Genomic DNA, 25,085 nt, shown 5'->3' on the forward strand with positions numbered 1-25,085 from the left:
CCCCACCCGCTCAGCGCCGGTAGGCGGCGACCGTCACGGAGGCGGTGACCTCGACCGGGTCCGGCAGGTCGGCGAGCCGGGCGGCCAGCCGCTCCCGGTCGGTGTGCCAGGCGCTCGGCCCCATGCCGACGACCGTGCGGACGTCGGCGGCGGACAGCCGCAGCCCGAACTCGACCTCCTGGCGCCCGGCCGGTGTCAGATGGGGGCCGAGCTTCTCGTCGATCCGGCGCTGCTTCTCCTCGTCGACCGAGAGCAGCCCGAGCGCGCCGACGAGTTCGCGCAGATGGCGCGGCGTCGGCGAGACCAGCAGCAGGGTGGCGCCGGGGCGCAGCACACGACGGATCTCGGGGCCGTTGCGCGGCGCGAAGACATTGAGGACGAGCCCGGCGGCGCCGTCCAGCAGCGGCAGCGGCCGCCAGGCGTCGCAGACCACGGCACCGATCCGGGGGTGGGCCCTGGCGGCCCGGCGCAGCGCGTACTTGGAGATGTCGAGGGCGGCGCCGGGCCGGTCGGGCAGGGCGTCCAGGACGTGGGCGAGGTAGTGGCCGGTGCCGGCGCCGAGGTCGGCGACCAGGCCGTCCGGCGCGACGGCGGCGGCGGCTTCGGCGAGTGCGTCGGCGATCGGGCGGTAGTGGCCGGCGGCGAGGAAGTCGCTGCGGGCGGCGACCATGTCGGCGGTGTCACCGGTGCCGGTGTGCGCGTCACCGGCGAGCAGGCTGACGTAGCCCTGCTTGGCGACGTCGAAACTGTGCCCGGTCGGGCAGCGCAGTACGCGTCCGTCGGGGGTGAGGGCCTGCGCGCAGTGCGGGCAGGCCAGGTAGGGCTGGATGTCCTGCAGCAACGTCCGTCTTCTTTCGCCGTCCGGTCGTGCGGTCCGGCCGGAGGGCTCAAGCCTAACGACCGGCGGTGTCCCGCCGCGCATCCCGTGGTGCCGGGACGCGGTGGCCGCCGCCCTGCCGGGCCACCCGCAGGGCGAGGGCGGCGAGGGCCGCGGGGGCGCCGGCCTGGCCGCGGATGCCGGGGAAGGCGTTGATGTCGACGATGACCGGCTCGGCGGGGCCGTCGAGCAGGTCGACGCCGTAGACGTCGAGGCCGAACACCTCGCCGACCCGGCGGGCCAGCCCGGCGCGGTCGGCGGGCAGCTCGCGGGGGCCGAACGCCCCGCCGTGGGCGGGTTCGCCGGCGGGTTCGGCGAGTTCGGAGCGCCGGCGGGCGCAGAACACCTGCCCGTCGACGACCCAGAGCTTCTGGTCCCAGCCGGTGCCGGCGAGGTAGGGCTGGGCCACCACGGGCTCGTCGGGCCACTCCTCGGCGAGGGCGCGCAGCCGGGCGGCGTCGTCGACCCGGGCGACCAGGTCGCCCCGGCGGCTGTGCCGGCTCTTGATCACCAACGGGTAGTCGGGATCGGGCAGTTCGGCGAGGGCGGCGGCGGTGCGGGTGGCGGCGAACGGCAGGCCGGACCGCCGGGCGAGGGCGGCCATGGCCGTGCGGTCCTGGCAGAACGCCGTCGCTGCGGCCGAGTTGACGACGGGGGCGCCTCGCTCCTCCAGGTGGCGGGCGAGCGCCAGGGCCTGCGGGGTGCGGGCCTTGAGCAGGTACACGTCGGCGAGCGGGCCGGGGCCGAGGAGGTCGGCGGGCGGGAGGTCGTCGCGGTTGGCGTCGAGGCTCTCGACCCGGTGGTCGGGGGCCAGCAGCGCGGCGGTGGCGGCGAGCAGCGGGTGACCGGGGTCGGGGGTGAGCAGGCCGATCCTCACAGCGTTCCGCCCACCGCGCCGTTGACGAGGTCGGCGCGTCCGAGGCCGTCGAACGGGCCCGCGCCGCCCACGGCCACGGCCGCGCCCTGGACGGGCAGCCGGACCGGCTCGGCGATCGGCCCGGACGGCTCCTGCGCGAGCGCGGGCGCCGGGGCGGAGACGGCCGTGCCGGTACGGGCCAGCCGCAGCACGGCGCGGGAGACCCGGGCGACCGCGTCCGGCACCTGGCGGAAGCTGGGGAAGTCGTTGATGTCGACGACCACCGGTCCGTCCGGGCCGAGCAGCACGTCGACGCCGTAGAGGTCGAGGCCGAACACCTCCCCGACCTGCGCGGCGATCCGCGCGACGTCGCCGCCGAGCGGCACCTGCCGCTCGCGCACCCCCTGGCCGGGGTGGAGCGGGGAGCAGCGCTCGGTCGCGTAGAGCTCGCCGTCGACGCAGTACACCTTGAGGTCGGTACCGGAGTTGGGCACGTACGGCTGGGCGATCAGCAGGCCCTCGCCGGCCAGCTCGGGACCGAGTTCGACCAGGTGGTCGGGGGTGGGGACGAGCCGCACGGCCCGACCGGAGCTGCCGTCGGCGGGCTTGACCACCAGCGGGTACTCGGCGGCCGGGATCTCGGCCAGCCACTCCCAGCGGGCGGCGGCGTAGGTCACCGGAACCGGCAGGCCCCGGGTGCGCGCGATCACGGCGGCGAGCGCCTTGTCCCGGACGCCGCGGATGGAACGGACGTCGTTCACGGTGGTGAGGCCGACGGCGGCGGCCGCCTCCAGGAGGGTCAGGCCGGGTCCGCCGGAGACGGTCTTGAGCACCCAGGCGTCATGGCTGCCGGCCCGCACCGCCTCGGAGATCGCCATCAGCGAGTTCCCGGGCCGCAGCACGTCCACCCGGTGGCCCCAGGCGGTGAGTTGACGCACCACGTCGAGCGGCATGCCGTCGTGCCGGTAGTGCTCCTCGACCAGAAAGCAGAGCCTCATGAGCCTGTCATCCCCCTCGCCTCTCCCCGTGCCGACGCCCGCCGTCCGGTCCGGCGGAGCTGTAAAGGCCCCAGGATGCCACGCGGCCCGCACACAAGATCGCCCGGCCTGTAAGCATTCGGCAACAATCGGTCCGATATGCCCGGCCCCCGGAGTGGGCGGCAGCGGCCCGGGAAACCCGGCCGTCCGCACACGGACCGGCCGGCCGCGCGCCGACCCCGCGCACGGCGGGCCGACCGCAAATCGCTGGCAGGAACCCGACCGGCCTGCTTGGATGCACCGCGTGACTTCTGCCGCCGCTCTTGATCCCGCCCTCCGCCCCCTCCTCGACGAGATCGAGCGCTACTACGACGCCGTACCGCGCAGCGCAGCCCGCGTCGAGGACTTCGGGCCGCTGAGCCTGTTCGTCCGCGAGGGCGAGGGCTGGCCGTACTACGCCCGCCCGGCGCTCGGCCACACCGGCCCGGCGGTCACCGCCGAGGACGTCCTGCGCGTACTGGCCCGCCAGCGCGAGCTGGGCGCGCCGCAGGCCTTCGAGTGGGTGGCCGAGCACGATCCGCGGCTGCGCGCGGCGGTCGAGGAGGCCGGGCTGACGGTGCACGAGCACCCGCTGCTGGTGCTGGGCCCGGACCAGGAGCCCACCGTGCCGGAGACCGCGCCGCCCGCGGGAGTGTCGGTGCGGGTGCTGGCCGCCGAGGACCCGGACCTCGCGAGCGCGGTGGCCGTCCCGCACCTCGCGTTCGGCGAGCCGGGCACCGCCACCGGCCTGGCCGGCCCCGACGAACTGGCGGCAGCTGCCCAGCAGTTGGCCTCCGATGGCACGGTCGCGCGGATCGCCGAGCGGATCGCCGCCGGCCGTACCGTGCTCGCCGCGGCCGTCCAGGACGGTACGGCGCTCTGCGCCGGCCAGCACAACCCGGTCGGCCCGGTCACCGAGGTGGCCGGCGTGGGCACCCTGCCGACGGCCCGCCGCCGCGGCCTCGGCCTGGCGGTGACGGCGGCGCTGGTCGCGCACGCGCGGGCGAACGGCGTGCGGACGGTCTTCCTGTCCGCCGCCGACGAGGACGTCGCGCGGATCTACCGCCGGGCGGGGTTCCGCCCGTTCGCGACGGCCCTGATCGCCGAGCCCGCCACGACCGAACCCACCGCGAGCGAACCCGCCACGGCGTAGCCGACGGCGAGCGAGGGGCCCGCCGGCACCGGCGGGCCCACCCGGCCGAGCCCCGACCCACCGGCGCCCCGGCCGGGCCGGCGCCAGGCCCGGGCGCCCGCGCCTACTCCTCGTCCTCGCTGTCCTCGCCGCTGACGTCCTCGCCCTCGGCCTCGTCCACCACCCAGGCGGCCAGCCGCTCGGCGACGCCGGACACCCCGAGCCGCCCCTCCCGGATGGCCCGGGCGAGGCTGCGCACCTCACGGGCGGTGGTCGCCACGGTGCACCCGCTGGCCACCAGGTAGGCGTAGGCGACGGCGGTGGCGAACAGTTCGTTGGTCTTCTCCAGGGCCGGCACCCGGATGAGCTGGTGCATCAGGGCGGCGGCGCGGTCCTGCGGTTCGGGGTAGACGGCGATGTCGAAGATCTCGGCCTGGTGGCGGGTGACCGCCGCGAGCAGCGATCCGTAGTCGGTGACCTGCGGGTCACCGGGTGTGTACTGCTCGGCTGTCATGAGCAGCCATGAGAGGTCGACCTCCAGGTTCAACGGCGCACGTCCTGGAGGTCTCCGTGCTCGCCGAACTCGGCGAGGAAGGCCGTCTCGTACTCCTTCATGAACTGCGCGGCGGCGTCGACGAACGCCCGCCCGGCCTCGCCCATGTCCTGCTGGACCAGGCGCTCGATGTACTGGTTCATGCTGATCCCCTGCTGCTCCGCCCGCTCCCGGGCCATCTCCGCGGTGGTGGCGTCCACCCGGACGTTCAGCTGTTTCTTACCCATGAAATTCAAGCTAGCGCTGAAGTGCTAGCACAACAAGGGCGCACACGCCCGGGCCGCGCGCCCCGGCGGCGCCCGCCGTCCGCCTGCCGGCGGACCGACCCGCCGGCACGTGCGCCAGGAAAACGCCACCCCGGGCGACGCGGCGGGCGGGACTTGAAGAGTTCTTCACCTTCGTAGACTCTGAACTGCCCCGCGCATTCCCCGGAGCGGCACCGACCTTTTGGAGGCCGGCAATGACAGCGATGTTCGACCAGGAGCTGCGCGAGCAGCTCGCCCGGGCCCGCGAGGAACTCGCGGCAGCCCGGACCGACCAGGACGCCGACGGCGTCCAGGCCTACGAGGGCCGGATCGCCGGACTGCTGCGGCTCGCCGCCCAGCACGGGATCACCCTTCCGCACACCGCCGACGAGGCCCAGGGCTAGGGGGTCTGCGCAACGTCGCGGACCCGGCGGGACTTTGCGCACACCCCCCAGGACGGCGACGGCGGTCCCCGGAGGCTCCGGGGACCGCCGTCGTCATCTCCGCGCCAGGGCGCCCGGCCCGGACCGCCCGGCCGCGGGCAGTCCACCGGGCACGTCCGGCGGCAGCGCGGCCAGGAAGTCCGCCACCGCCTGCTCCAGCCGGGGAGCGGCCTCCGGCGCCAGCCGCGGCGGCCCGCCGTCCCGGGGCTCGACCGCCGCGTCGAGGACGAACGCGCCGCGGACGACGTACCGCGCGCCGAGCGCCGTCAGCACCGGCCGCAGCGCGTAGTCGGGGGCCAGCGCGTGGGCGAGGCTCCCGCCGGTCATCACCGGCAGCACCGTCTTGCCCGCCAGCCCGGAGCGGGGCAGTGCGTCCAGGAAGGCCTTCAGCAGACCGCTGTAGGCCGCGTTGTAGACGGGCGACGCCACCACGAGCCCGTCCGCGGCGGCCACCGCGGCCAGGGCGTCGCGCAGCACGGCGCTGTCGGCCCGCCCGGCGAGCAGCTCGGCCGCCGGCAGGTCGCGGACCCGGACGTGCCCGGTCCGGAAGCCGGCCTCGGCCAGGAGCTGGACCAGGTGGGCCGTCAGCGCGGCGGTGCGCGAGCCGGCCGAGGGGCTGGCGGATATCGCGAGCAGGGAGGTCATCGGAAGGCTCCTTCGAGGGTCACGGCGGCGGCGGGGCACGGCGGCGGGCAGCCCGGCCGCGGAGCGGGCCCCACCGGCCACCCGTCCGGGCCCCCGCCGAGCACCCGTCCGGGACGCGATCCGAGCCGCCGCCCGGGGCCGCCTTTCGAGCCGCCGCCCGGGCCGCCGCTCAGGCCGTGGGCAGCTCGACGGACTGGCCGTGCCGGAAGACGTCGAGCGGGTCCCACGCCGCCTTGATCCGCTGCAGGCGCGGGTAGTTCCCCTTGTAGTAGAGGTCGTGCCAGGGCACCCCCGAGGTGTTGAGGCCCGGGTCGTTGAGGTCGATGTCGGGGTAGTTCACGTAGCAGCCGTCGGTGACCCCGTTCGGCACCGGCACCCCGCCGGTGTCGGCGTAGACCGCGCGGTAGCAGTCGCGGGCCCAGCCGATGTTGCGGTCGTCGTCGGCCGGGTCGTTCCAGAACACCTGCCAGAGCATCTTGAAGGCCGCGTCCCGGTGCGGCGCCGCGGTCGCCGCCGGGTGGACCGCGTTGATCCGGCCGCCGTAGGAGGTCAGCTGCACGCTGATGTTCGGGTTGGTCACGTCCTCGCGGGTGAGGTGCGCGTGGAGCGCGTCGAGCTGGCCCTCGGGGAAGCCGGCGCGCATGAAGGAGGACTTGTACTCGGCGCGCAGCGTCGGGTCGTTGAGCACCCCGTTGGTGGTGCCGAGCATCCGGACCGCCTGGAGCCAGGGCAGTCGGCGCGGGGCAGCGAACTGGGGCATCGCGGGTAGTTCGCCCATGTGCCGGGTCAGCGCGCCGCGCTCCACGGTGACGCCCTCGCCGATCCGCTCCAGGTAGCCGGCGAGCAGCCGCTCGGCGCCCCGCGCCGAGGCGTCCACCAGGACGAGCATGCCGATCTGGCCGGCGCTGCGGTGGTTGAGCACCAGCTGGCTGATCAGCGCCCGCGCCGGGTCGTCGGGCCCCAGGTGGGCCACGTGCCAGTCGGCGTAGTTGCGGACCAGGCGGACGAACTCGTCCCGGCTCAGCTCGTCCCACGGCCAGCTGACGGCGCTGACCAGGAGCTCCTCGGGCGGCTTCGGCAGCAGGGCGCGCGGGTCCCGCCCGGTGGCGCCCGGCGAACGGAACCAGTAGCGGGTGATGACGCCGAAGTTGCCGCCTCCGCCGCCCGTGTGGGCCCACCAGAGGTCGTGGTTCGGGTCGTCCGGGTCGCGGGTGCCGATCACCGCGCGGGCCCGGCCGGCCGCGTCGACCACGACCACCTCGACCGCGTACAGGTGGTCGACGACCAGGCCGTGCAGCCGGCAGAGCGGACCCCACGCGCCGCCGCTGACGTGGCCGCCCATGGCGACGGAGTAGCAGAACCCGGCGGGGACCACGACGCCCCACTCCGGGTAGAGGGTCTGGTAGGTGCGCAGGTTGGTGGCGCCCGACTCGACGGCTATCGCGTTGAGCCGGGGGTCGTAGCCCACCGCGTGCATGCCGGACATGTCCAGGATGATCCGGACCTCCGGGTTGTGGACGAAGTCCTCGTAGCAGTGCCCGCTGGAGCGCACGGCGAGCCGCTTGCCCCGGTCGACCGCCTCCTGGACGACGGCGACGACCTCCTCGGTGGTGCTCACCAGCCGGACCGAGTCGGGCGCCGCGACGTAGCGCTGGTTGAGGCCGCTGACCAGGTCCTCGTACTGGCGGTCGGCCTTGGTCACGGTGATCCCGCCGCGGCCCCGCAGGGGGTCCGCCGCCGTCCCGCCGTCGGCCACCCCGCCACCGACGGCCCCGCCACCGCCGTCCGAAGCACCCCCGTCGCGCAGAGCATTCCCGTGGTCCGAAGCACCCCCGTTGTCCAGAGCACCCCCGTTGTCCGAAGCCCCCGTGGTGGCCGTGCCGGCCACGTCTTCGATCATCTCTGTCACACCTTCTCTTCACGCGAATCCCGGGCTGACCGCCCGTCTGCGACGAACTGCCGAATTCCTGTGATCCCCCGTACGGCATTCGCGTACCGGCCGGACCCTCCCGGCCGATACGCGGGACAGGATCGCGTCGTGAGATCCCCCGTGGTGTGCGATGTTTCCGTCAGCTGTCGCGCAGCGGCGGAATCACCTCACGGGCGACTCTTTCGAATTCCTCCCGATGGGCCTCCCCCGGCCAGTCCAGGACGAAATCCGCGACACCGGCCCCGGTGAAGCGCTCGAAGATCTCCTCGTAGCCGTGCCGCCCCCTTCTCGGGTCCCAGGGCCCGAAGATCGTGTACCCGCGCCGGACGGCCGCGGGGTCGCGGCCGGCCTCGCCGGCGAGCCGGTCCAGCCGGCGGTTCTGCTCGGCGGTGATGCCGAGCACCTCCTGGGCGCTCGCGCCCGGCGGGCCGTGGGTGTTCCAGGCGTCGGCGCACGCGGCGGCCACCCGGATCAGCGTCGGCGACTGGCCGCCGACGATCAGCGGCAGCCGCGGCGACTGCAGCGAACCGGGTACGGTCACCACGTCCTTGACCCACAGCTGGGCCCCCTGGTGGCTGAACATCCCGCCGCGCAGCACCCCGTCGACGATCGCCAGGTAGTCCGCGAAGCGCTCGGCGCGCTCCTTGGGCGACCACGGGACCTGCCCCACGCTGTGGTGGTCCCAGGGGAACAGCCCGGCCCCGATGCCCAGGTCGAACCGGCCACCGGAGAGGTGGTCGAGGGCGATCGCCTGCTTGGCCAGCTGGGCCGGCGGGCGCAGGATCTGGTTGGCCACCATGGTGCCGATCCGGATCCGCCGGGTGGTCACGGCCGCCATGGCCAGCACCGACCAGCTGTCGAACCAGAGGCCGCTCGGATTGCGCAGGTCCGCGCTGTGATCGGGTACGAACACCTGGTCGAAACCGAGTTCCTCCAGCCACCCCAGCCGCTGCGCGAGCACCGGAAAGGGCTGGTCCGGATAGAGCATGACGCCGAATCGGTGGGCGGGCGATCGGGAATGGTCCAATTGTTCGGTCGTGCGTGTTCCGGTCATGTCGGGCACTCTCCTTCCGGTGTCGGAGCCTACTGAGCCGCGGTCACCCGAAACGGGTCACCCGGGGAATTCCCGCTCATCGGAGGAATTCCGGTACCGGCCGCGGATCCGGCACCGGCCGCCAGCCGTCCTCCGGGTGGTCGTAGGACCAGCGCGGCCCGCGCCGGACCAGTTCGCCCAGCGCCGCCACCAGCCGGTCGACGTGCTCGGCGGTGGTGCCCAGGCCGATGCTGGCGCGCAGCGCGCGGTCGCCCTGGTGCCCGGGTGCGTCGCTCAGCAGGGCGTGGACCGCCTGGTGGGCGCAGAACGCGCCGTCCCGGACGCCGATCCCGTGCTCCGCGGAGAGCGCCGTGGCGACCAGCCGCTGGTCGGCGGGCGCGTCGCCGCAGCGGGCGACGCTGAAGGACACCACGCCGAGCCGCGGGTGTCCGCCCGGCCACAGGTCCAGCAGGCGGACTCCGGGGACGGCCGCCAGCCCGCCGCGGAGCCGGGCGGTCAGCGCCTGCTCGTGCGCGGCGACGGCGTCCCAGCCGGTGGCCGTCAGCGTCCGGCAGGCGACCGCCATCGCGTGGGTGCCCACCACGTTCGGCGAGCCGCCCTCGTGCCGGTGCGGCAGCCCGGTCCAGCGGATGTTCTCCCGGCCGTCCTCCTCGGCGACCCGGGCGGTGGCCCCGCCGCCCGCCAGGTAGGGGTCAGCGGTGTCCAGCCAGTCGGCGGAGCCCACCAGGGCGCCGGCGCCGAACGGCGCGTACAGCTTGTGCCCGGAGAGCGCGGCCCAGTCCACGCCCCAGCCGGCGAGGTCCAGCGGCCGGTGCCCGGCCAGTTGGGCGGCGTCCAGGACGGTGCGCGCGCCGTGGGTGGCGGCCACCTCCGCCAGCTCGGCGACCGGCCACAGCTCCCCGGTCACGTTGGACGCGCCGGTGATCACCACCAGCTTCGGCCCCCTGGGGGCGCCGGCGAGCGCCTTCGCCAGCGCGGTCACGGCGTCCGCCGCGGTGGCCGGCCGGGCCAGCCGGTACACCGGGGAGCCGCGCCAGGCGAGCAGGGCGGCGTGGTGGTCGGTGGAGAACCGGAAGACCGCCGTGCCGGCGGGCAGCGCGCGGCCGAGCAGGTTGAGCGCGTCGGTGGTGTTGCGGGTGAACACCACCTGGGCGTCCGGGGCCGCGCCGACGAAGCGGCGCACCGTCTCCCGGGCCCGCTCGTACGCCCGGGTGGAGACCGCGGAGGCGAACCCGGCGCCCCGGTGCACGCTGCTGTACCAGGGCAGCATGCGGTCCACCGCGTGCTGCACGGCCGCGAGGCTCGGAGTGCTCGCCGCGTAGTCGAGGTTGGCGTACGGCACCCACGAGCCGGTCACCAGCGGCACCTTGAGGTCTCCGCCGACGACCTCCGGTACGCCGCGGGTGGCCCGTTCCGGCCCGGTGGCGGTGGCGGGCATCACCGGGCCGTCCATCCACCGTCCATGACCAGCACCGAGCCGGTGAAGAAGCCCGCCTCGTCGCCGGCCAGGTAGACGACCGCCGAGGCCGCCTCCTGCGCGCTGGCGATCCGGCCGAGCGGGTGCAGGGCGGTGAACATGTCGGCCATCTCCTGGCTGCCGCCCACCGAGGAGCGGTACATCGGCGTGTCCACGGTCGCCAGCGCCAGGGCGTTGACCCGGATGTTCTCCCCGGCGTACTCCAGCGCGGCGGCCTTGGTCAGGCCCACCACGCCGTGCTTCCCGGCCACGTAGGCGCTGATCCCGGCGCCGAACCCGACCACGCCCAGCTGCGAGGCGTTGTTGACGATCACTCCGCCGCCGCGCCGCTGCAGGGCCGGGATCTCGTGCCGCATCGACAGGAAGACGCTGGTGAGCACCCGGCCGAGGTCGTCCGTCCAGGCCTCCGGCTTCTGGTCGGCGACCAGGCCCGGGGTGCCCAGCGTCCCGGCGTTGTTGAAGGCGATGTCCAGACCGCCGTAGTGCCGCTCGGCCGTGCGGACGGCGGCCGCGACGTCCTCGTCGACCGTGACGTCGGCGGTGACGGCGATCGCGGCGCCGCCGGCGGCGGTGATCTCCCCGGCGACCCGGTCCAGTTCGCTCCGCCGCCGGGCCGCCAGCACCACGCTCGCGCCCTGTGCGGCCAGTGCCTTGGCGGCCGCCTCGCCGATGCCGGAGCTGGCGCCCGTCACCAGGGCGACCTTGCCCGCCAGCCGGTCCCGGGCGGGCGCGCCGAGCGGGGGCTGCGTCGTGTTGCGTTCGTTCATGGCTGGTGGTGGGGGCCGTCCGAGGCCGGCCCCGCTCCCTTCAGGCTCGGAGGATCGGCGTGCGGTGAATCGGGCAGGGGCGTGCGGTGGGTCGGGGAGGAGAGGGGCGAGGGCGGGGGCGGGGGCGGCTCAGTCGCCGGGGGTGCCGCGTTCGACCGGCGCGCCGATCAGCGACCCGTACTCGGCCCAGGAGCCGTCGTAGTTGCGGACGTCCGGCCAACCCAGCAGTTCGCGCAGGACGAACCAGGAGTGCGCGGAGCGGGCCCCGACCCAGCAGTAGGTGATGGTGCCGCGGGCGGGTTCCAGCGCGGCGAACCGCCGGCCGAGCTCCTCGTCGGAGCGGAAGGTGTCGTCCTCGCCGACGACCTCCTGCCAGGGCAGGTGGACCGCGCCCGGGACGTGGCCGGAGCGCTGGGCCACCTCGTGCGGGTTGTGGCCGGTCGCGAAGGCCTCCCCGGCGAAGCCGGGCGCGAAGACCAGTCCGGAGTACTCCTCCGGGCTCCGGACGTCGATGATGTTGCGCTGCCCGATGCCGGCCAGGACGTCGTCCCGGGTCGCCCGGACGGACGGGTCGGGGTCGGTGACCAGGTAACCGGTGGGCGGGCGGCCGGGCGACGCGGTGGTCAGCGGGCGGCCGTCCAGCTCCCACTTGCGGCGGCCGCCGTCGAGCAGCCGCACGGACCGGTGGCCGTAGAGGGTGAGGTACCAGTAGACCTGGGTGGCCAGCAGGTTGGCGTTGGCCGAGTACACCACCACGGTGTCCTCCTCGCCGATGCCCTTGGCCCGCATCAGCCGCTCGAATCCGGCCCGGCCGACGACGCCGAGCCGCAGGTCGTCCTGGAACTCGCTCCAGTTGATCCAGACGGCGCCCGGCAGATGGCCCTTGCGGTACTCGGTGTCCTCGTTGCCGGTCTCGACGAAGACCACTCCGGCGGTGCCGAGCCGGCGCTCGGCCCAGTCGCCGGTGACCAGGACGGAATCACGACCCATGGTTGCCCCTCGTGAAGTGACGGCCGGGTGGCCCCGGCGGGACTCCCGGCCCCCGCACGGGGCCGGGCGAAGCGGACCGGGCGGGGCCGGCCGGCGCACCGGGCGCGGCCCCGCCGGGCGGAGGTGTCAGGCCGGCGAGGTCTCGGCCGTCCGCTCCTCGGCACCGGCCCCGACCGCCTTGCCGCCACCGGTGCGGTCCCGGTGCCAGGCGTAGGCGCTGAGCAGGATGCCGAGGACGGTGACCCCGGCGGCCGCGAGGTAGACCGAGCGCAGGCCCGGGCCGTCGATGACCCGGCCGCCCAGCCAGCCGGCCAGGGCGGCCGCGAGCTGGTAGCCGGAGGCGTTCACCGCGATCGCCAGGGTCGGCGCCGAGCTGGCGGTGGTCAGCACCCGGGTCTGCATGCCGGGGATCACGGAGAAGCCCAGCGCCCCGATCACGAAGACCATCACCGCGGTGAGCACGGTGCCGCCGCTGACCGCCCACATCACCAGCAGGCCCCCGGCGAGCAGGCCCAGCAGGCCGACCTGGGAGGCCATCAGGGAGCGGTCGGAGAGCCAGCCGCCGACGAAGTTGCCGGCCGCCGCGCCGACCCCGTACGCCAGCAGCAGCAGCGGGACGGCCCCGTCGGCGAAGCCGGTCAGGTCGGTGAGCAGCGGCGAGAAGTAGGTGAACACCATCAGCAGGCCCATGTTGGCGACGGCGGTGATGCCGATCGCCAGCTGGACGTTGCGGTTGCGGAACACCCGCAGCTCCGCCACCGCGCTGGTGGTGGAGGCCGCCACGTCCGGCACCAGCGGCAGCACCAGGACCAGGCCGACCAGGCAGACCGCGGCGATCACCGCGAAGGTGGCGCGCCAGCCGAAGTGGTCGCCGATGAAGGTGCCGATGGGCGCGCCGAGCATCATCGAGAGGTTCATCCCGAAGACCAGCTTGGACACGGTCGAGGCCTGCTTGCCCTCCGGGGCCGTGGACGCGGCGATCACGATCGCGTTCGCGAAGAACGTGGCGGTCACCAGCGCGGTGACGACGCGCGCGACGAACAGCACCGCGTACGCGGGTGCCAGCGCCGAGGCGACGTTGCCGAGGATCACGATGACGAGCAGGCCGACGATGAGCGGCTTGCGCGGGTACCGGGCGGTCAGCGCGGTGAGCACCGGACCGCCGATGATCATTCCGATGGCGTACGCCGTGACCAGGAGCCCGGCCGCGGGGATCGACACGTCGAGGTCGGAGGCGACGTCCGGCAGGATGCCGGCGATGACGAACTCGCCGGTGGTGATGCCGAACACGCACAGCATCAGGGAAAGGAGCTTCAACGACATGGTGTCTCTTCTGTCGGAACGGGAGCGTTGGCCGGCCGGCCGAGGGGCCGGAGCGGCCGTCAGGGGGCGGGCGGCGGGCCCGCGTAGCGGTACGCGTACGTGGTGCCCAGCGCGATGATGTGGTCGAGGTCGGGGCCGCCCACGTCCTCGGTGGGCAGCGTCAGGGCCCGGGCGTGCGGGATCTCCGCCTTCAGGAACAGGTCGAACTGCGGCCTGCGGTCCGGCTGGGGCGTGGAGTGGATGGTGAGGAAGCGGGCGTTCGGCGAGGTCGTCACGAAGCCGTGCGGAACGGTCCGCGGCACGATCATCGTGCTGCCGGCCTCGGCGACGAGCTCCTGCCCGTCGCAGATCATGCGCAGCGTGCCGTCCAGGACCATGAAGACCTCGTCCTCGTAGTCGTGGATGTGCAGCGGCGTGTTGTAGCCGCGGTTGCCGGTGTGCTGCACGACGGTGAAGGCGTTGCCCGTCGCCTCGCCGGGCACCCGTATCTGGGCCAGGCCGCCGAGCAGCCACACCGCGGTCTGTTCGGACTCGGGGATCAGCCGGCCCTTCTCGTCCCGGGCCATGTCGGGGAAGGTCATCGCGCTCCTTCGGTGGTCGTGGTACCGCTCGCGGCGGCGGCCGGCGCGGTCCGTTCGCAGTCGGCGAGGAAGGCGCTCACGCCGTCCGGGGTGGACAGCGCCCGCCACATCGCGACCGGGTCGTTGAAGTTGCCGACGAAGGCGTCGGCGACCCGCCGGTCGACCGCGGCCCGCCCGAACAGCGCGCCGACGTGCGGCGGGGGTCCGGCGAGGAAGGCGTTGCTCCACTCCACGACGTGGCGCGCGTGCTCCCACAGGCGCGCGGACGCGTCGCGGCAGAACTCCTCGTCGTAGTGCCCCCGGTGCCGGGTGATCAGCTCGGCCAGCGCGAAGGCGGTGTGCGAGCCGAGGTTGGCGCCCTGGGCGGTGAGCGGGTCGTTGGTGATCCAGGCGTCGCCGACCGCCAGCGCGCAGGTGCCGTCGTCGAGCCGGGCCCAGCCCCGGCGGACCACCGGGGTGATGGCGCCACGGGCGAGCTCGCCCGGCGCGGTCAGCGCGAAGCCGGCGGTGTCGATCCGCTCGCGCAGACCCGGGGCGTGCGCGGCGACCAGGTCGAGCACGTGCCGGTGGAAGCCCGCCGGGTCGGCGTCGGCGTCTAGGTGGCCGGCGGACTCCAGCGGGCCGCCGGGGACGGCCTCGAAGGCGAGGACGTCGGCCCGGCCGGCCGGGGAGTAGAAGGGCAGTCGCAGGATCTCGCCGATGCCGGGCAGGAAGTGGATGTCGAGCGAGTGCGGCACCTCCTCGTCGATCCCGACGTAGATCCCGGCGCAGATCACCCGTTGCGGCGTGCTGTACGGCGAGCGGGCCGGGTCGGCCGGGAAGAGCCGGCGCACCGACCGGTTGCCGTTGGCGACGACGAGGAGGTCGTGGTGCCGGGCGAGTTCCTCGACCGGGTGGTCGCCGGTCACCAGTTCGCCGCCGCGGTCGACGAAGGCGCCGAGCAGCCGGGGCAGGTAGATCCGGAAGTCGACCACGCTGGACGGCGGCCGCAGGGCGGCCAGGAACTCCAGCGGCCGCGGCTCGCCGGTGTGCATGGTGACCGCCCAGTGCCGCACCTGCGCGTCGGCGAACTCCCATTCGTGGACGCCGAGTTCCCGCTCCCGTTGCTGGGTCGGCCCGAACCGGGCGGGGAAGTTGCGCGGCGGTCCGCCCTTGAGCCCCTCGATGCCGTGCTCCGAGTACACCGTCGCCGGGACGCCGGACTGCTGGAGGCGCAGCGCCAGTTGCAGGCCGGAGATGCCGGACCCGACGATGCCCACGCCGGTCACGAGGACACCGCCGCGGTGGCCGGGCCGGAGCCGGAGCCGGGACCGCCACCCGGGCCGGCGTCGGAGCGCAGCCGGGCGGCGAGCCAGCCGATCGACTCGATCGTGTAGCCGGCCGCCTCCGGCGAGGCCAGCGCCGAGGCGGGGATCAGCATGGGGTGGCGCATACCGGCGTCGAGCAGTTCGCCGATCCGCTTGAGCACCGTCTCCCGGCTGCCGGCGATGACCTGGTCGGCCACCACCTCGTCGGGCACCACCGCGAGCGCCCGCTCCACCTCGGCGCGGGTGAGCAGGTGCGGCAGCAGTTCGACCAGGCCGCGGTAGTCCTCGCCGAAGGGGTGGGCGGCGCCGTGCCGCCGCCAGGCCCGGGCACCCGCGTGCAGCGCGAGGAAGCGGATCGGGGTGGCCCGCAGCAGTTCCTGCGCGGCGGCGTCGGTCTCCGCCACCACGATCGGGACGCCGCCCGCGGCGACGATGGCGTCGGGGTCGCGGTCGGCGTCGACGGCGGCGGCGCGCACCGTGTCGAGCCGCCGGGCGTACTCGTCGGGGGCCATCAGCTCGGACGGGAGCCAGCCGTCGGCGTAGCGGCCGGCCAGGGTGAGCATCCGCGGGCGGTTAGCGCCGAGCCAGATCCGGGGCGTGCGGCCCTCGGGGGCGGGGGTGATGAGCGCCCGGTCGAGGGTGAAGTGGTGGCCGCGGAAGTCGTGCGGGCCCTCCCCGGAGAAGAGCAGGCGCAGTACGCGCAGCGCCTCCTCGACCCGGTCCACCTGGTGGTCGTGCGGCACGCCGTACGGCACGAGGTTCTCCAGCGCTCCCGCGCCGATGCCGAGGACGGGTGCCCGGTCGGTGAGCTGGGCGAGGGTCAGCGCGGTCTGCGCGAGCACCGCGGGGTGGCGCCGGTGCGGGTCGGTCACGCCGATGGCGAGCCGGACCGGGCCGGCCTGCGGGGCGAAGTTGCCCAACACGGTCGCGAAGTCCAGGCAGCGGTCCGGGGTCGGCAGGCCCGCCGCGACGTGGCTGAAGTCGGTGTCCCAGGCCTGCCGGGGGAAGACGTTCATCAGGTGGTCGAAGACCAGGAAGGTGTCCAGCCCGGCCTGCCGGGCGAGGTGCAGCAGCCCCCGTCCGTCCTCGACCCGCCCGACCGCGTCCCAGACCAGGCCGACCTCGACACTCATGCTGCGCTCCTCACGGTCTGGGCCCGGGCGATGAACGCGTCGGTGCCTCCGGGGCTGGCGAGGCCGCGCCACATGGCGGCCGGCCGGTCGAGGTGGGCGACGAAGGCGTCGGCCACCCGCTGGTCGGCCGCGGCGGCGCCGAGCAGGGTGCCCAGGTGCGCCGGCGGCGGGCCGATGAAGAGGTTGGTGAAGTCGACGACGGGTTGGGCGCGCTGCCACATCCGCTCGGAGGCGGCGCGGCAGAACGCCTCGTCGAAGCGGCCGGTGTGGTCGCGCAGCACGTCGGCGAGGAGGAAGGCCAGCTCGGAGCCGAGGTTGGCGCCCTGGGCGGTGAGCGGGTCGTTGGCGATCCAGGCGTCGCCGACGGCCAGCGCGTACCGGCCGCCGGCCAGCGCGGCCCAGCCCCGGCGGACCACCGGGACGACGGCGCCCTGGAGCAGGTCCACCGGCCGGGCCAGCGCGAAGTCCTGCTCGTCCACGCGCTCCCGCAGGGCGGGCGCGTGGGTGGTGACCAGGGCGAGGACCTCCTTGGCGAACCCGTCCGGGTCACCGCGGTGGTCCCGGCCGGTCAGCTCCGCGAACGGGCCGTCCGGAACGGCCTCGACGAGCACGGCCGTCACCTGCCCGGCGAAGGAGTGGTAGGTGGGGGCGTGGATCTCCCCGGCCCCCGGGACCATGTGCATCGTCATACCGGCCGGCTCCGGCGGACGGACCCCGTGGAACAGGCCGCCGGCCAGCCGGCGCGGCGCCGAGCGGTAGGGCGAGCGGGCCTCGTCCCGGGGGAAGACGTCGGTGAGCGCGCCCCGGCCGGCCGCCACGACCACCAGCTCGTGGCGTTCGGCCAGCCGGTCCAGTCCGGCCCGGTCGGCCACCCTGAGGTGGACCGGGTCCCCGCCGCGCCGCTGGAACTCCTCCAGCAGCGCGGCGAGGTACATCCGGAAGTCGACGGAGCTGGCCGGCTTCGGCAGCCGGCCGCGGAACGAGAACCCGTCCGGGCCTTCCAGGTGGAGGTGCATCCACGCGTTGTCGTACGCCGGCGACGACCATTCGGTGACGCCGAGCGCGGATTCCCGTTCCCGGGTGGAGTCGAATCGAGTGACGAAGTTCAGCGGCGGACCGCTGCGGATGTCGTCGGGCCCCTGGGCCGTGTACAGGGTGGCGTCGATGCCGAACTGCCGTAGCCTCAACGCCAGATGAAGACCGGAGATCCCGGTTCCCACAATGCCGATACTCATGTTCTCGCTCCACCTGTGCCGGAAGTGCCGGCCTCCCGGCGTTGACGGGTGATGACGGGTGATGACGGGTGACGGGTGACGGAAGCCGTCGGCGGGTTCGGCCCCGCGGGCGGGAGCCGGCCCGGGACGCCTCAGATGACCTCGACCCGCTGCAGATGGCGGGAGGTCGGCCCGGTGAAGGCGTTGCGCCCGTGCACCAGCGCGATGTTGTCGGCGATCACGATGTCGCCCCGGCGCCAGTCGTGCGCGTAGCAGTAGGCGGGCCGGTGCAGCCGCTCCGCCATCGAGGCGATGAACTCCTCGGCCTGCGCGCCGTCGACGCCGTCGACGTGGACGGACACCGGGTTCTTGTAGACCGCCGGGTCCAGCGGCTCGGCGAAGCGCAGCACGGGCACCCCGGTCCCGGGGTGCTGGGCGACCAGCCGCTCGGTGACCTCGCCGCCGTAGTGCACCATCTTCTCGGTGGTGTAGGTGACGCTGATCCGCGCCCAGAGGTCGCGCAGTTCGGGGTCGGCGTCCCGGTAGACGGCGGTGGTGTCGGAGAAGACGGTCTCCCCGCCGGCCCCCGCGGTCGCGTCCAGGCACTGGAAGAAGAAGTACCGCGGATCGGCCTCGACGAAGGCACCGTCCCAGTGGAACGGCACGTCGCCGCTGGCGAACAGGTAGTTCCGGGGATTCTCCTCGACCACCAGGTCGATGACCTCGCCCGGCTCCCACTTCAGGACCTCACCCCATCGCCGGCAGTAGTCGGCGAATTCCTGCTTTCCGAGCAACGAGAATCCGCGGAGCACCAGGACCCGCGATTCCTCGGTCCAGCGGGCGAGCGTGTCCACCGGAATGTCGCCGATCCGGGCATTTCCGCCGGGAGCCTCGACCACGCGGCCGAACGGCCGGAGCGGAATGTGGCGCAGCTCCGCGGCCGAGGGAATGGAAGTCGTCATGGCGCGTTGTCCTCCTTTCTGGAACGGGCTTTCCCTACGGGCGGGCGGCGAGGTGCGGGGCGACGAAATGGCTCGGCCGGCCGTCCCGCCAGACGACGGAGGCCTGGAGGTTCTCCGCGTCCCACCGCTTGACCAGGTACCGGCTGACGCCGTCGTCGAGCACCACGCCGTGCCACGGGGTCAGCCAGCCGTCCCTGGTCGGCATGAGCTGGAGCCCGAACTTCTCCGAGTGCGGCGGCTGCGGGTGTATCGAGAGGCGTATCGCGTCGGGGAACTTCTCGGCGACCAGCCGGCTCCACGCGTTGCTGCGGAGAATGGTCTGGTAGGCGGCGTCCTTGGAGTTCTTACGGAGCTGGTTCCGGGTCGTCTCGCCGCCCTGGCGCGCCACCGCGTCCTCGAACATGAAGCGGTGGATCCCGTTGAACAGCGCACGCGTGTTCCGGTCGGTGCGGACGTTCTCCTTGAGCTCGTCCAGCGTCGCGGAGTAGTTCTCCTCCAGCACGCGCCGCATCTTCGGGTAGTCGAGGCTGCCGAACGCGTCGTCCAGGCCGTAGAGGTCCAGCGCCGACCAGTGCGAGGCGCCGATCATGTCCGCGAGGGCCTGCCGGTAGGCGGTCACCGCCCCGTCGGTCACCCCGACGACGTCGCCGAAGACATGGCCGTCCGAACAGATCGTGACCCGGGCGCCGGGCGCGTAGAAGTGCCGCACGTAGTCGCAGAGCGACTGCAGGAAGCCGACCGCCAGGTGCTCACCGAGGTCCGGCAGCGCGCCGAGCACCTTGCCCTGGTTCGGGGACTTCGCCGGAAACGCCGGCACGACGAAGTGGATGGGCTCGTCGCGCGCGGTGAAGCGCTCCATCTTGGCCCGGTGGACCTCGGAACACGCGTCGCAGCGCGCGTTCCCCGACGTCCCGCCGGGCTCCTCCGGTCCGGCCGGTCCGGTCGGTTCGGCCGCCAGCGCCTCGTCGATCCGCTGGTACCGGTAGAGCAGTTCGAGTACTCGCGCCGATGCCGTCCGGGCGGACGGCTCCCCCGTGGTGTTGTGGTTCAACACTCCTCCAGACAACATTCCCGTTCGGGCGCGAAGCCGGAATCATGCACTCCGCACGTGGCGGACTCGGGTGGAATTCCTGTCTGCACACTCATTTCACCGCTCCTGAATTCGTGTCCGCGCCGGGCGGCACGGAACCGCTTCTGGGATGGTGCTCGGTGGTTCCCGGCGGGAGCCTCGGGATCGGTCGTGCCCAGTGGACGCCCGGCCCCCGACGGCCGTTCTCGCCGAAACGACGACTGCGCCTCCGCGTGCGCGGGTGGATCAGGGCACGCCGAAAGAAGCGGCCGGCCGGTTTTCGGCCACCCCGACCACGCCGTACCGGATTCTCCCGCGATCTCGCTGAGGCGTTGTCAGCTTCCCTCGCGCGCAAGGCTCCGCGCAATCCTCCATCGATTAGCATGATTGATGGATGGCGGAGCCAGCTCCGGGGCGATGGGAGGCAACGGCGATGGTCGGCGTGGACGACCCGGCGGTTCACCAACTGCGATCACTGCTGACGCTGGCCGAGGAGCTGCATTTCGGCCGCGCCGCCGCACGGCTCTACCTGACCCAGCCCGCTCTCAGCCAGCAGATCCGCACCCTCGAACGCCGACTGGGGGTGCAGCTGTTCACCCGGACGAGCAGAAGAGTGACGTTGACGCCCCTAGGGCATGCCCTGCTTCCGCTCGTCCGGAACGTGGTGGACGCCGCGGACGAGCTGCGCGACGCCGCCCGGCACTCGCCCGACGACGGCGACGGGCCCACCCTGCGGCTGGGGCTCACCGACTGCGCCGCCGCCCTGGCCGCCACCCGCCGGGTGATCGCCACGCTCACCACCCTGCACCCGGGTCTGAACGTGGACTTCCACGTCCTGGACCTGGTCGAGCAGACCACCGCCCTCGCGATCGGCAAGATCGACGCCGCCTTCGTCTACCTGCCGGCGCCCGAGGGCTTCCACGCCGAGCCCCTCACCACCGAGCCCCGGGTGGTCTGCGTGGCCGCCTCCGACCCGCTGGCCCGGCAGCCGGTGCTCCGGCTCGCGGACCTCGCCGACCGGCCGATGGTCGGCCTCGCCCCGGAGGTCTCCCCCTCCGAGCGGAGCTTCTGGGCGATGGACCCGCGGCCCGACGGCACCCGGGTCCGCTACACCGGCCACCAGGTCACCCGGGTGGAGTCGCTGCTCTCCGCGGTCTCCTTCGACGGGGCGACGGCCTTCCTGCCCGCCGTGGCGGCCGAGCTCTTCCCCCGCCCGGACGTCCGCTACCGCCCGGTGGAGGGCCTGGTGCCCTGCGACTTCGGCGTGGTCTGGCCCGCGGACGACCAGGAGAAGCCCGGCATCGCCCTCCTCCAGGAGGTCTGCTGCCGGCTGCGGGACCAGGGCCTGCCCGCCGGGACGATGCCGGCCCCGGCCGCGCCCCCGGCCGCCGTCGAGAGCGCGGGCGACGAGAGCGCGGCCGCCGAGAGCGCCGCCGGCACCGGGCCGGCCGGCGGCCTGGGCGTGTCCTTCGGCTGACCCGGGGACCGGCGCCGACCACCCGGTGCCGGCAGACCCGCTCGCCCCGAAGCGCCCCCGCAGACGACGGCAGGCGGCACCCGGAGCGTCCGGACACCGCCTGCGCGTCACTGCGAAAGTACGAGAACCGCCAGGGCCGCGAAGCCCCGACTAGGCCGCGATCGGCTCCAGGATCGCCACGCACTCGAAGTGGTGGGTCATCGGGAACAGGTCGAAGGCCCGCAGCGAGACCGGCCGGTAGCCGCCCTCGCGGAAGTACCCGAGGTCCCGGGCCAGCGCGGCCGGGTCACAGGCCACGTAGGCGATCCGGCGGGCCGACAGCCCGGCCAGGTGCGCCACCGTCTCCCGCCCGGCGCCCGCGCGCGGCGGGTCCAGGACGATCAGGTCGGTGGCGGTGATGCCGGTGCGCGGCAGCAGCGTCTCCACCCGGTCGCACTCGATCCGGACGTTGTCCAGCACCGCCAGGTTGTGCCGGGCGTCGACCACGGCCTGCTTGGAGGACTCGATGCCGAGCACCGCGCCCTCCTCGCCGACCCGGTCGGCCAGCGCACCCGCGAACAGCCCCACGCCGCAGTACAGGTCGAGCGCGCTCTCGCCCCACTGCGGGTCCAGGCCGGCCAGCACGGCGTCGACCAGGGTGTCCGGCGCCTCGGGGTGGATCTGCCAGAAGCCGCCGTTGCTGACCCGCCAGGTCCGGCCGGCCGCACGCTCGCGGACGAAGGAGCGGCCGTGCACCTTGTGGATGTTGTCGTGCTCGTCGATCCGGGCGATCGACACCGGCTTGTCCAGCTCGACCAGCGGCAGCTGGGCGCCCGGCGCCGGGGTGAGGACGACCTGGCGGTCCGAGGAGCCCGCGGCGGCGATCACCTCGACGGTGGTGATGCCCGGCCAGTCGCGGGCCTCGACGCCCAGCTCCGTGACGCCCTCGGCGGCGATCAGGCAGCGGTCGATCGGCTGGATGTCGTGCGAGCGGTGCTTGCGCAGCCCGACCTTGCCGCTCTCCTGGTCCACCGCGTACTGCACCCGGGTGCGCCAGGCCGGCACCTGCCCGGCCGGCAGCTTGCCGCCGATCGGCTCGACGGTGCCGTCCCAGCCTGCCTCGGCCGGGGTGAGGCCCGCCAGCTTGGCCAGCTGCTCGGTGAGCACCTGCACCTTGAGCTTGCGCTGCCCGCCCGGGGTGACGTGCTGCCAGTCGCAGCCGCCGCACTTGCCCGGCCCGGAGAACGGGCAGGGCGGGGCGATCCGGTCCTTGGCGGGCTCCAGGATCTCCACCGCGTCGGCGCGCAGGAAGCGCGACTTCGTGGTGCCCTCGGTGACCTGGGCGATGACCTTCTCGCCCGGCAGCGCGTGCCGGACGAACAGCACCCGGCCCTCGTGGCGCGCCACGCAGTGGCCGCCGCCGTGCGCGACGGCGCCGATCTCGACCTCGTAGCGCTCGCCGACCAGCGGGTCGCCGCCGGGCCCCCTGGGGGCGGCCTCGACCCGCGGCGCGCGCGGCGTGCGCAGCACCTTCGGCGGGCGGACGGCCTGCTTGCGCGGGCGGTCCCCGCCCTTGGGCCGGTCGGCCGGCTTCTCCTTGCGCGCCTGCGCGGGGGCCGGGCGCTCGGGCTCGGGCTCCGGGGCGCGCTCGCCCGGCGCGAGCGGGGCGGTCTGCGCGGTGAAGCCGTCGCGGTCGGTGGCGGCCGGGCGCACGGGCTTGCCCCAGCGCGGCCGGGCGACCTGCCCGGGCTTGCCGGCGCCGCCCTTGCGGGCACCCTTCGCGGAGGACCCCTTCGAGGACGAGCCCTTGGAGCCGTTGGAGCGGGGCGGGGTGTTGCGGGTCACTGGGAGGAGTCCTTGCTGCTGTCAGCGGTGTCGTCGGGCTGTGCGGAGGCCTTCGACTTTACGGCCTTCGGCGCCCGCGGCTCACCACGACGAACGGCGCCGGGAGCCGACCAGGCCTTCTGCGGCTTGCGCCGTTCGGAGGACTCCAGCTGCCAGGGTACCGAGGTCACCATCACTCCGGGCTTGAACAGCAGACGTCCCTTGAGGCGCAGCGCGCTCTGGTTGTGCAGCAGGTGCTCGTACCAGTGCCCGACCACGTACTCGGGGATGTAGACCGAGACCACGTCGCGCGGGCTGCTGCGGCGCAGGTTCTTGACGTAGTCCAGGACCGGCCCGGTGACCTCGCGGAACGGCGAGTCCAGCACCTTCAGCGTCACCTCGATGCCGCGCTCGTCCCACTCCGCCCGCAGCGCCGCGGTGTCCACCGGGTCGACGTTGACGGTGACGGCCTCCAGCGTGTGGGCGCGGGCCAGCCGCGCGTACGCCAGGGCCCGCAGGGCCGGCTTGTGCAGCTTGGAGACCAGCACGATGGCGTGCACCCGGGTGGGCAGCACCACGTCGTCCGGCTCCTCGGCGGCGACCAGCTCCTCGGAGACCCGGTCGTAGTGCCGGCGGATCGCCTTCATCATCACGAACAGCACGACCATCGCGGCGATCGCGATCCAGGCGTGGCTGATCTTGGTGGCGAGCACGACGATCAGCACGGCCATGGTCATCACCAGGCCGAAGGCGTTGATCGCCCGGCTGCGCTGCATGTGGCGGCGCTTGGCGGGGTCGGTCTCGGTGCGCAGGTGCCTGGTCCAGTGCCGGATCATGCCGGACTGGCTCATGTTGAAGGAGACGAAGACGCCGACGATGTACAGCTGGATCAGCCGGGTGGGGTCGGCGTCGAAGGCGATGATGAACAGGATCGCGGCCAGCGCCAGCAGGATGATGCCGTTGGAGAAGGCCAGCCGGTCGCCGCGGGTGTGCAGCTGGCGCGGCAGGTAACGGTCCTGGGCCAGGATCGAGCCGAGCACCGGGAAGCCGTTGAAGGCGGTGTTGGCGGCCAGCACCAGGATCAGGCCGGTGACGGCGGCCACGAAGTAGAAGCCGGGCGTGAAGTTGGAGAAGACGGCCTCGCTGATCTGGGCCAGCGCGGTCTTCTGGTGGTAGCCGTCGCCCGCGCCGACCAGCTGCTCGGCGGGGTTCTCGGCCATCTGGACATGGGTGAGGCGGGCCAGCCAGATGATGCCCATGAACATCACCACGGCGATGGACGCCATCATCAGCAGCGTGGTCGCCGCGTTCTTGCTCTTCGGCTTGCGGAAGGCCGGCACACCGTTGGAGATCGCCTCGACGCCGGTCAGCGCGGCACAGCCCGAGGAGAACGCCTTGAGCAGCAGGAACACCATCGCGAAGCCGGCCAGCGACTCGTTGCCGGGCGTGGCCTGCAGGTGGAACCCGGAGCTCTCGGCGGGGATGTCCTGCCCCAGGCCGAAGTGCCGGACCACGCCGTACACCACCATGCCGAGCACACCGACCATGAAGGCGTACGTCGGGACGGCGAAGGCGCTGCCGGACTCGCGGACACCGCGCAGGTTCATGCCCATCAGCACGATGACCACGACCACGGACAGGGTCAGCTCGTGGCCGCGCAGCGAGGGCACCGCGGACACCACGTTGGCCACCCCGGAGGTGGTGGAGACCGCCACGGTGAGGATGTAGTCGACCATCAGGGCGCTGGCGACCACCAGGCCGGAGTTGGGACCGTGGTTCACGGTGGCGACCTCGTAGTCGCCACCGCCGCTCGGGTACGCGTGCACGTTCTGCCGGTACGAGGCCACCACGGCGAGCATCACGACGGCGACGACGACGCCGATCTGCCAGGAGAAATGAATGGCCGAGGCACCCGCCAGGGAGAGCGTCAGCAGGATTTCCTCGGGCGCGTACGCGACCGAGGAGAGCGCGTCCGAGGCGAAGACGGGCAGCGCGATGCGCTTGGGGAGCAGCGTTTCCCCGAGCTTGTCGCTGCGCAGCGCACGCCCGATCAGGATGCGTTTCGGAAGGTCAGTCGGCATAGGCACGTTAAGGAATCGTAGGGGCTCTTAGGCCCGGGGTCCGACTTATGGCCCCCCCTTCGTCGCGACTGTGTTCGGTGGACCGGCTAGCGTGTCGGATACGAGCAGGCGGGCAACACTCAGGTTGTCGTACCCAGCCCCACGAACACG

At 73.8% G+C, this 25,085-nt stretch carries 23 protein-coding genes; 3 read left to right on the forward strand and 20 right to left on the reverse strand.

Annotation, left to right across the window (positions count from 1 at the left end; translation table 11 throughout):
- Nucleotides 1-10 precede the first annotated feature (10 nt).
- Genes ABZ497_RS28845 through ABZ497_RS28855 form a run of 3 tightly spaced genes read right to left on the reverse strand, consistent with a single transcriptional unit; the run spans nucleotide 11 to nucleotide 2,731 of the window.
- On the reverse strand, nucleotides 11-841 hold the full coding sequence (locus ABZ497_RS28845; RefSeq protein WP_359809383.1) for a putative RNA methyltransferase: 831 nt from the start codon (nucleotides 839-841) through the stop codon (nucleotides 11-13).
- Between the two features lie 52 nt (nucleotides 842-893).
- Entirely contained in the window at nucleotides 894-1,754 is an 861-nt protein-coding gene (locus ABZ497_RS28850; RefSeq protein ID WP_359809385.1) for an alpha-L-glutamate ligase, read from the reverse strand.
- Nucleotides 1,751-2,731 (reverse strand): hypothetical protein, encoded by a 981-nt coding sequence (locus ABZ497_RS28855; protein WP_329487664.1) that lies wholly within the window; start codon nucleotides 2,729-2,731, stop codon nucleotides 1,751-1,753. The genes ABZ497_RS28850 and ABZ497_RS28855 overlap by 4 nt, the downstream gene beginning before the upstream one ends.
- A gap of 283 nt (nucleotides 2,732-3,014) precedes the next feature.
- Between ABZ497_RS28855 and ABZ497_RS28860 the strand changes: the two genes are divergently transcribed.
- Nucleotides 3,015-3,902: a GNAT family N-acetyltransferase gene (locus tag ABZ497_RS28860; protein ID WP_359809387.1), complete on the forward strand. Its 888-nt coding sequence runs from the start codon at nucleotides 3,015-3,017 to the stop codon at nucleotides 3,900-3,902.
- 103 nt (nucleotides 3,903-4,005) lie between these two features.
- Here the strand turns inward: ABZ497_RS28860 and ABZ497_RS28865 are convergent, their stop codons facing one another.
- Both ABZ497_RS28865 and ABZ497_RS28870 read right to left on the reverse strand, forming a co-directional pair.
- Entirely contained in the window at nucleotides 4,006-4,395 is a 390-nt protein-coding gene (locus ABZ497_RS28865; protein ID WP_359809388.1) for a fic family toxin-antitoxin system, toxin component, read from the reverse strand.
- A 29-nt stretch (nucleotides 4,396-4,424) separates the two neighbouring features.
- Nucleotides 4,425-4,661, reverse strand: coding sequence for a toxin-antitoxin system HicB family antitoxin (locus tag ABZ497_RS28870; protein ID WP_329487667.1), 237 nt, complete (start codon nucleotides 4,659-4,661; stop codon nucleotides 4,425-4,427).
- 233 nt (nucleotides 4,662-4,894) lie between these two features.
- Between ABZ497_RS28870 and ABZ497_RS28875 the strand changes: the two genes are divergently transcribed.
- Nucleotides 4,895-5,083 carry a hypothetical protein gene (locus ABZ497_RS28875; protein WP_329487668.1) on the forward strand — a complete coding sequence of 63 codons (189 nt, stop codon included), beginning with the start codon at nucleotides 4,895-4,897 and terminating at the stop codon, nucleotides 5,081-5,083.
- Between the two features lie 93 nt (nucleotides 5,084-5,176).
- On the opposite strand, the gene ssuE is transcribed toward ABZ497_RS28875, so the two are convergent.
- The 13 genes from ssuE to ABZ497_RS28940 all read right to left on the reverse strand — a co-directional run bounded on the left by ssuE (nucleotide 5,177) and on the right by ABZ497_RS28940 (nucleotide 19,556).
- Complete coding sequence (gene ssuE / locus ABZ497_RS28880; protein WP_352289250.1) at nucleotides 5,177-5,767, reverse strand: NADPH-dependent FMN reductase; 591 nt, start codon at nucleotides 5,765-5,767, stop codon at nucleotides 5,177-5,179.
- Nucleotides 5,768-5,936: 169 nt separating this feature from the next.
- Nucleotides 5,937-7,667 carry a BBE domain-containing protein gene (locus ABZ497_RS28885; RefSeq protein WP_359809390.1) on the reverse strand — a complete coding sequence of 577 codons (1,731 nt, stop codon included), beginning with the start codon at nucleotides 7,665-7,667 and terminating at the stop codon, nucleotides 5,937-5,939.
- A 169-nt stretch (nucleotides 7,668-7,836) separates the two neighbouring features.
- Entirely contained in the window at nucleotides 7,837-8,685 is an 849-nt protein-coding gene (locus ABZ497_RS28890; protein WP_329487671.1) for an LLM class flavin-dependent oxidoreductase, read from the reverse strand.
- 142 nt (nucleotides 8,686-8,827) lie between these two features.
- A complete protein-coding gene (locus tag ABZ497_RS28895; RefSeq protein ID WP_352289259.1) occupies nucleotides 8,828-10,204 on the reverse strand; it encodes an aminotransferase class V-fold PLP-dependent enzyme in 1,377 nt (458 codons plus the stop codon).
- Nucleotides 10,189-10,995 (reverse strand): SDR family oxidoreductase, encoded by an 807-nt coding sequence (locus ABZ497_RS28900; protein WP_359809392.1) that lies wholly within the window; start codon nucleotides 10,993-10,995, stop codon nucleotides 10,189-10,191. The genes ABZ497_RS28895 and ABZ497_RS28900 overlap by 16 nt, the downstream gene beginning before the upstream one ends.
- Nucleotides 10,996-11,124: 129 nt before the next feature.
- Complete coding sequence (locus tag ABZ497_RS28905) at nucleotides 11,125-11,985, reverse strand: sulfurtransferase (protein WP_359809394.1); 861 nt, start codon at nucleotides 11,983-11,985, stop codon at nucleotides 11,125-11,127.
- 126 nt (nucleotides 11,986-12,111) lie between these two features.
- The gene (locus ABZ497_RS28910; protein ID WP_359809396.1) at nucleotides 12,112-13,308 is read right to left on the reverse strand and encodes an MFS transporter; all 1,197 of its coding nucleotides are present in this window, start codon (nucleotides 13,306-13,308) and stop codon (nucleotides 12,112-12,114) included.
- A gap of 59 nt (nucleotides 13,309-13,367) precedes the next feature.
- On the reverse strand, nucleotides 13,368-13,889 hold the full coding sequence (locus ABZ497_RS28915; RefSeq protein ID WP_329487676.1) for a cupin domain-containing protein: 522 nt from the start codon (nucleotides 13,887-13,889) through the stop codon (nucleotides 13,368-13,370).
- Nucleotides 13,886-15,148, reverse strand: a complete 1,263-nt coding sequence (locus ABZ497_RS28920; protein ID WP_359809398.1) for a styrene monooxygenase/indole monooxygenase family protein — start codon at nucleotides 15,146-15,148, stop codon at nucleotides 13,886-13,888. The genes ABZ497_RS28915 and ABZ497_RS28920 overlap by 4 nt, the downstream gene beginning before the upstream one ends.
- A gap of 5 nt (nucleotides 15,149-15,153) precedes the next feature.
- Nucleotides 15,154-16,329: an LLM class flavin-dependent oxidoreductase gene (locus ABZ497_RS28925; protein WP_359809400.1), complete on the reverse strand. Its 1,176-nt coding sequence runs from the start codon at nucleotides 16,327-16,329 to the stop codon at nucleotides 15,154-15,156.
- Entirely contained in the window at nucleotides 16,326-17,564 is a 1,239-nt protein-coding gene (locus tag ABZ497_RS28930; RefSeq protein WP_359809402.1) for a styrene monooxygenase/indole monooxygenase family protein, read from the reverse strand. The genes ABZ497_RS28925 and ABZ497_RS28930 overlap by 4 nt, the downstream gene beginning before the upstream one ends.
- A gap of 131 nt (nucleotides 17,565-17,695) precedes the next feature.
- Nucleotides 17,696-18,505 carry a TauD/TfdA family dioxygenase gene (locus ABZ497_RS28935; RefSeq protein WP_359809404.1) on the reverse strand — a complete coding sequence of 270 codons (810 nt, stop codon included), beginning with the start codon at nucleotides 18,503-18,505 and terminating at the stop codon, nucleotides 17,696-17,698.
- 34 nt (nucleotides 18,506-18,539) lie between these two features.
- The gene (locus tag ABZ497_RS28940) at nucleotides 18,540-19,556 is read right to left on the reverse strand and encodes an isocyanide synthase family protein (RefSeq protein ID WP_359809406.1); all 1,017 of its coding nucleotides are present in this window, start codon (nucleotides 19,554-19,556) and stop codon (nucleotides 18,540-18,542) included.
- A 412-nt stretch (nucleotides 19,557-19,968) separates the two neighbouring features.
- Between ABZ497_RS28940 and ABZ497_RS28945 the strand changes: the two genes are divergently transcribed.
- Nucleotides 19,969-21,051 carry a LysR family transcriptional regulator gene (locus ABZ497_RS28945; RefSeq protein ID WP_359809408.1) on the forward strand — a complete coding sequence of 361 codons (1,083 nt, stop codon included), beginning with the start codon at nucleotides 19,969-19,971 and terminating at the stop codon, nucleotides 21,049-21,051.
- A 150-nt stretch (nucleotides 21,052-21,201) separates the two neighbouring features.
- Here the strand turns inward: ABZ497_RS28945 and ABZ497_RS28950 are convergent, their stop codons facing one another.
- Together ABZ497_RS28950 and ABZ497_RS28955 are read right to left on the reverse strand one after the other, a co-directional pair.
- Complete coding sequence (locus ABZ497_RS28950; RefSeq protein ID WP_329492100.1) at nucleotides 21,202-22,557, reverse strand: class I SAM-dependent RNA methyltransferase; 1,356 nt, start codon at nucleotides 22,555-22,557, stop codon at nucleotides 21,202-21,204.
- A gap of 314 nt (nucleotides 22,558-22,871) precedes the next feature.
- A complete protein-coding gene (locus ABZ497_RS28955; protein WP_359809410.1) occupies nucleotides 22,872-24,941 on the reverse strand; it encodes an APC family permease in 2,070 nt (689 codons plus the stop codon).
- Between the last annotated feature and the right edge of the window lie 144 nt (nucleotides 24,942-25,085).

Source organism: Kitasatospora sp. NPDC005751, from assembly GCF_040630835.1.
In the GTDB taxonomy this organism is placed as follows: Bacteria; Actinomycetota; Actinomycetes; order Streptomycetales; family Streptomycetaceae; genus Kitasatospora.

Bases quoted from the DNA above. Each gene is read 5' to 3' on its own strand.
- ABZ497_RS28925 (WP_359809400.1), bottom strand. From the start codon at position 16,329: ATGAGTGTCGAGGTCGGCCTGGTCTGGGACGCGGTCGGGCGGGTCGAG.
- ABZ497_RS28910 (WP_359809396.1), bottom strand. From the start codon at position 13,308: ATGTCGTTGAAGCTCCTTTCCCTGATGCTGTGCGTGTTCGGCATCACC.
- ABZ497_RS28895 (WP_352289259.1), bottom strand. From the start codon at position 10,204: ATGGACGGCCCGGTGATGCCCGCCACCGCCACCGGGCCGGAACGGGCC.
- ABZ497_RS28945 (WP_359809408.1), top strand. From the start codon at position 19,969: ATGGCGGAGCCAGCTCCGGGGCGATGGGAGGCAACGGCGATGGTCGGC.
- ssuE (WP_352289250.1), bottom strand. From the start codon at position 5,767: ATGACCTCCCTGCTCGCGATATCCGCCAGCCCCTCGGCCGGCTCGCGC.
- ABZ497_RS28885 (WP_359809390.1), bottom strand. From the start codon at position 7,667: ATGATCGAAGACGTGGCCGGCACGGCCACCACGGGGGCTTCGGACAAC.
- ABZ497_RS28935 (WP_359809404.1), bottom strand. From the start codon at position 18,505: ATGACGACTTCCATTCCCTCGGCCGCGGAGCTGCGCCACATTCCGCTC.
- ABZ497_RS28905 (WP_359809394.1), bottom strand. From the start codon at position 11,985: ATGGGTCGTGATTCCGTCCTGGTCACCGGCGACTGGGCCGAGCGCCGG.
- ABZ497_RS28855 (WP_329487664.1), bottom strand. From the start codon at position 2,731: ATGAGGCTCTGCTTTCTGGTCGAGGAGCACTACCGGCACGACGGCATG.
- ABZ497_RS28930 (WP_359809402.1), bottom strand. From the start codon at position 17,564: ATGAGTATCGGCATTGTGGGAACCGGGATCTCCGGTCTTCATCTGGCG.
- ABZ497_RS28915 (WP_329487676.1), bottom strand. From the start codon at position 13,889: ATGACCTTCCCCGACATGGCCCGGGACGAGAAGGGCCGGCTGATCCCC.
- ABZ497_RS28870 (WP_329487667.1), bottom strand. From the start codon at position 4,661: ATGGGTAAGAAACAGCTGAACGTCCGGGTGGACGCCACCACCGCGGAG.
- ABZ497_RS28900 (WP_359809392.1), bottom strand. From the start codon at position 10,995: ATGAACGAACGCAACACGACGCAGCCCCCGCTCGGCGCGCCCGCCCGG.
- ABZ497_RS28875 (WP_329487668.1), top strand. From the start codon at position 4,895: ATGACAGCGATGTTCGACCAGGAGCTGCGCGAGCAGCTCGCCCGGGCC.
- ABZ497_RS28890 (WP_329487671.1), bottom strand. From the start codon at position 8,685: ATGCTCTATCCGGACCAGCCCTTTCCGGTGCTCGCGCAGCGGCTGGGG.
- ABZ497_RS28865 (WP_359809388.1), bottom strand. From the start codon at position 4,395: ATGACAGCCGAGCAGTACACACCCGGTGACCCGCAGGTCACCGACTAC.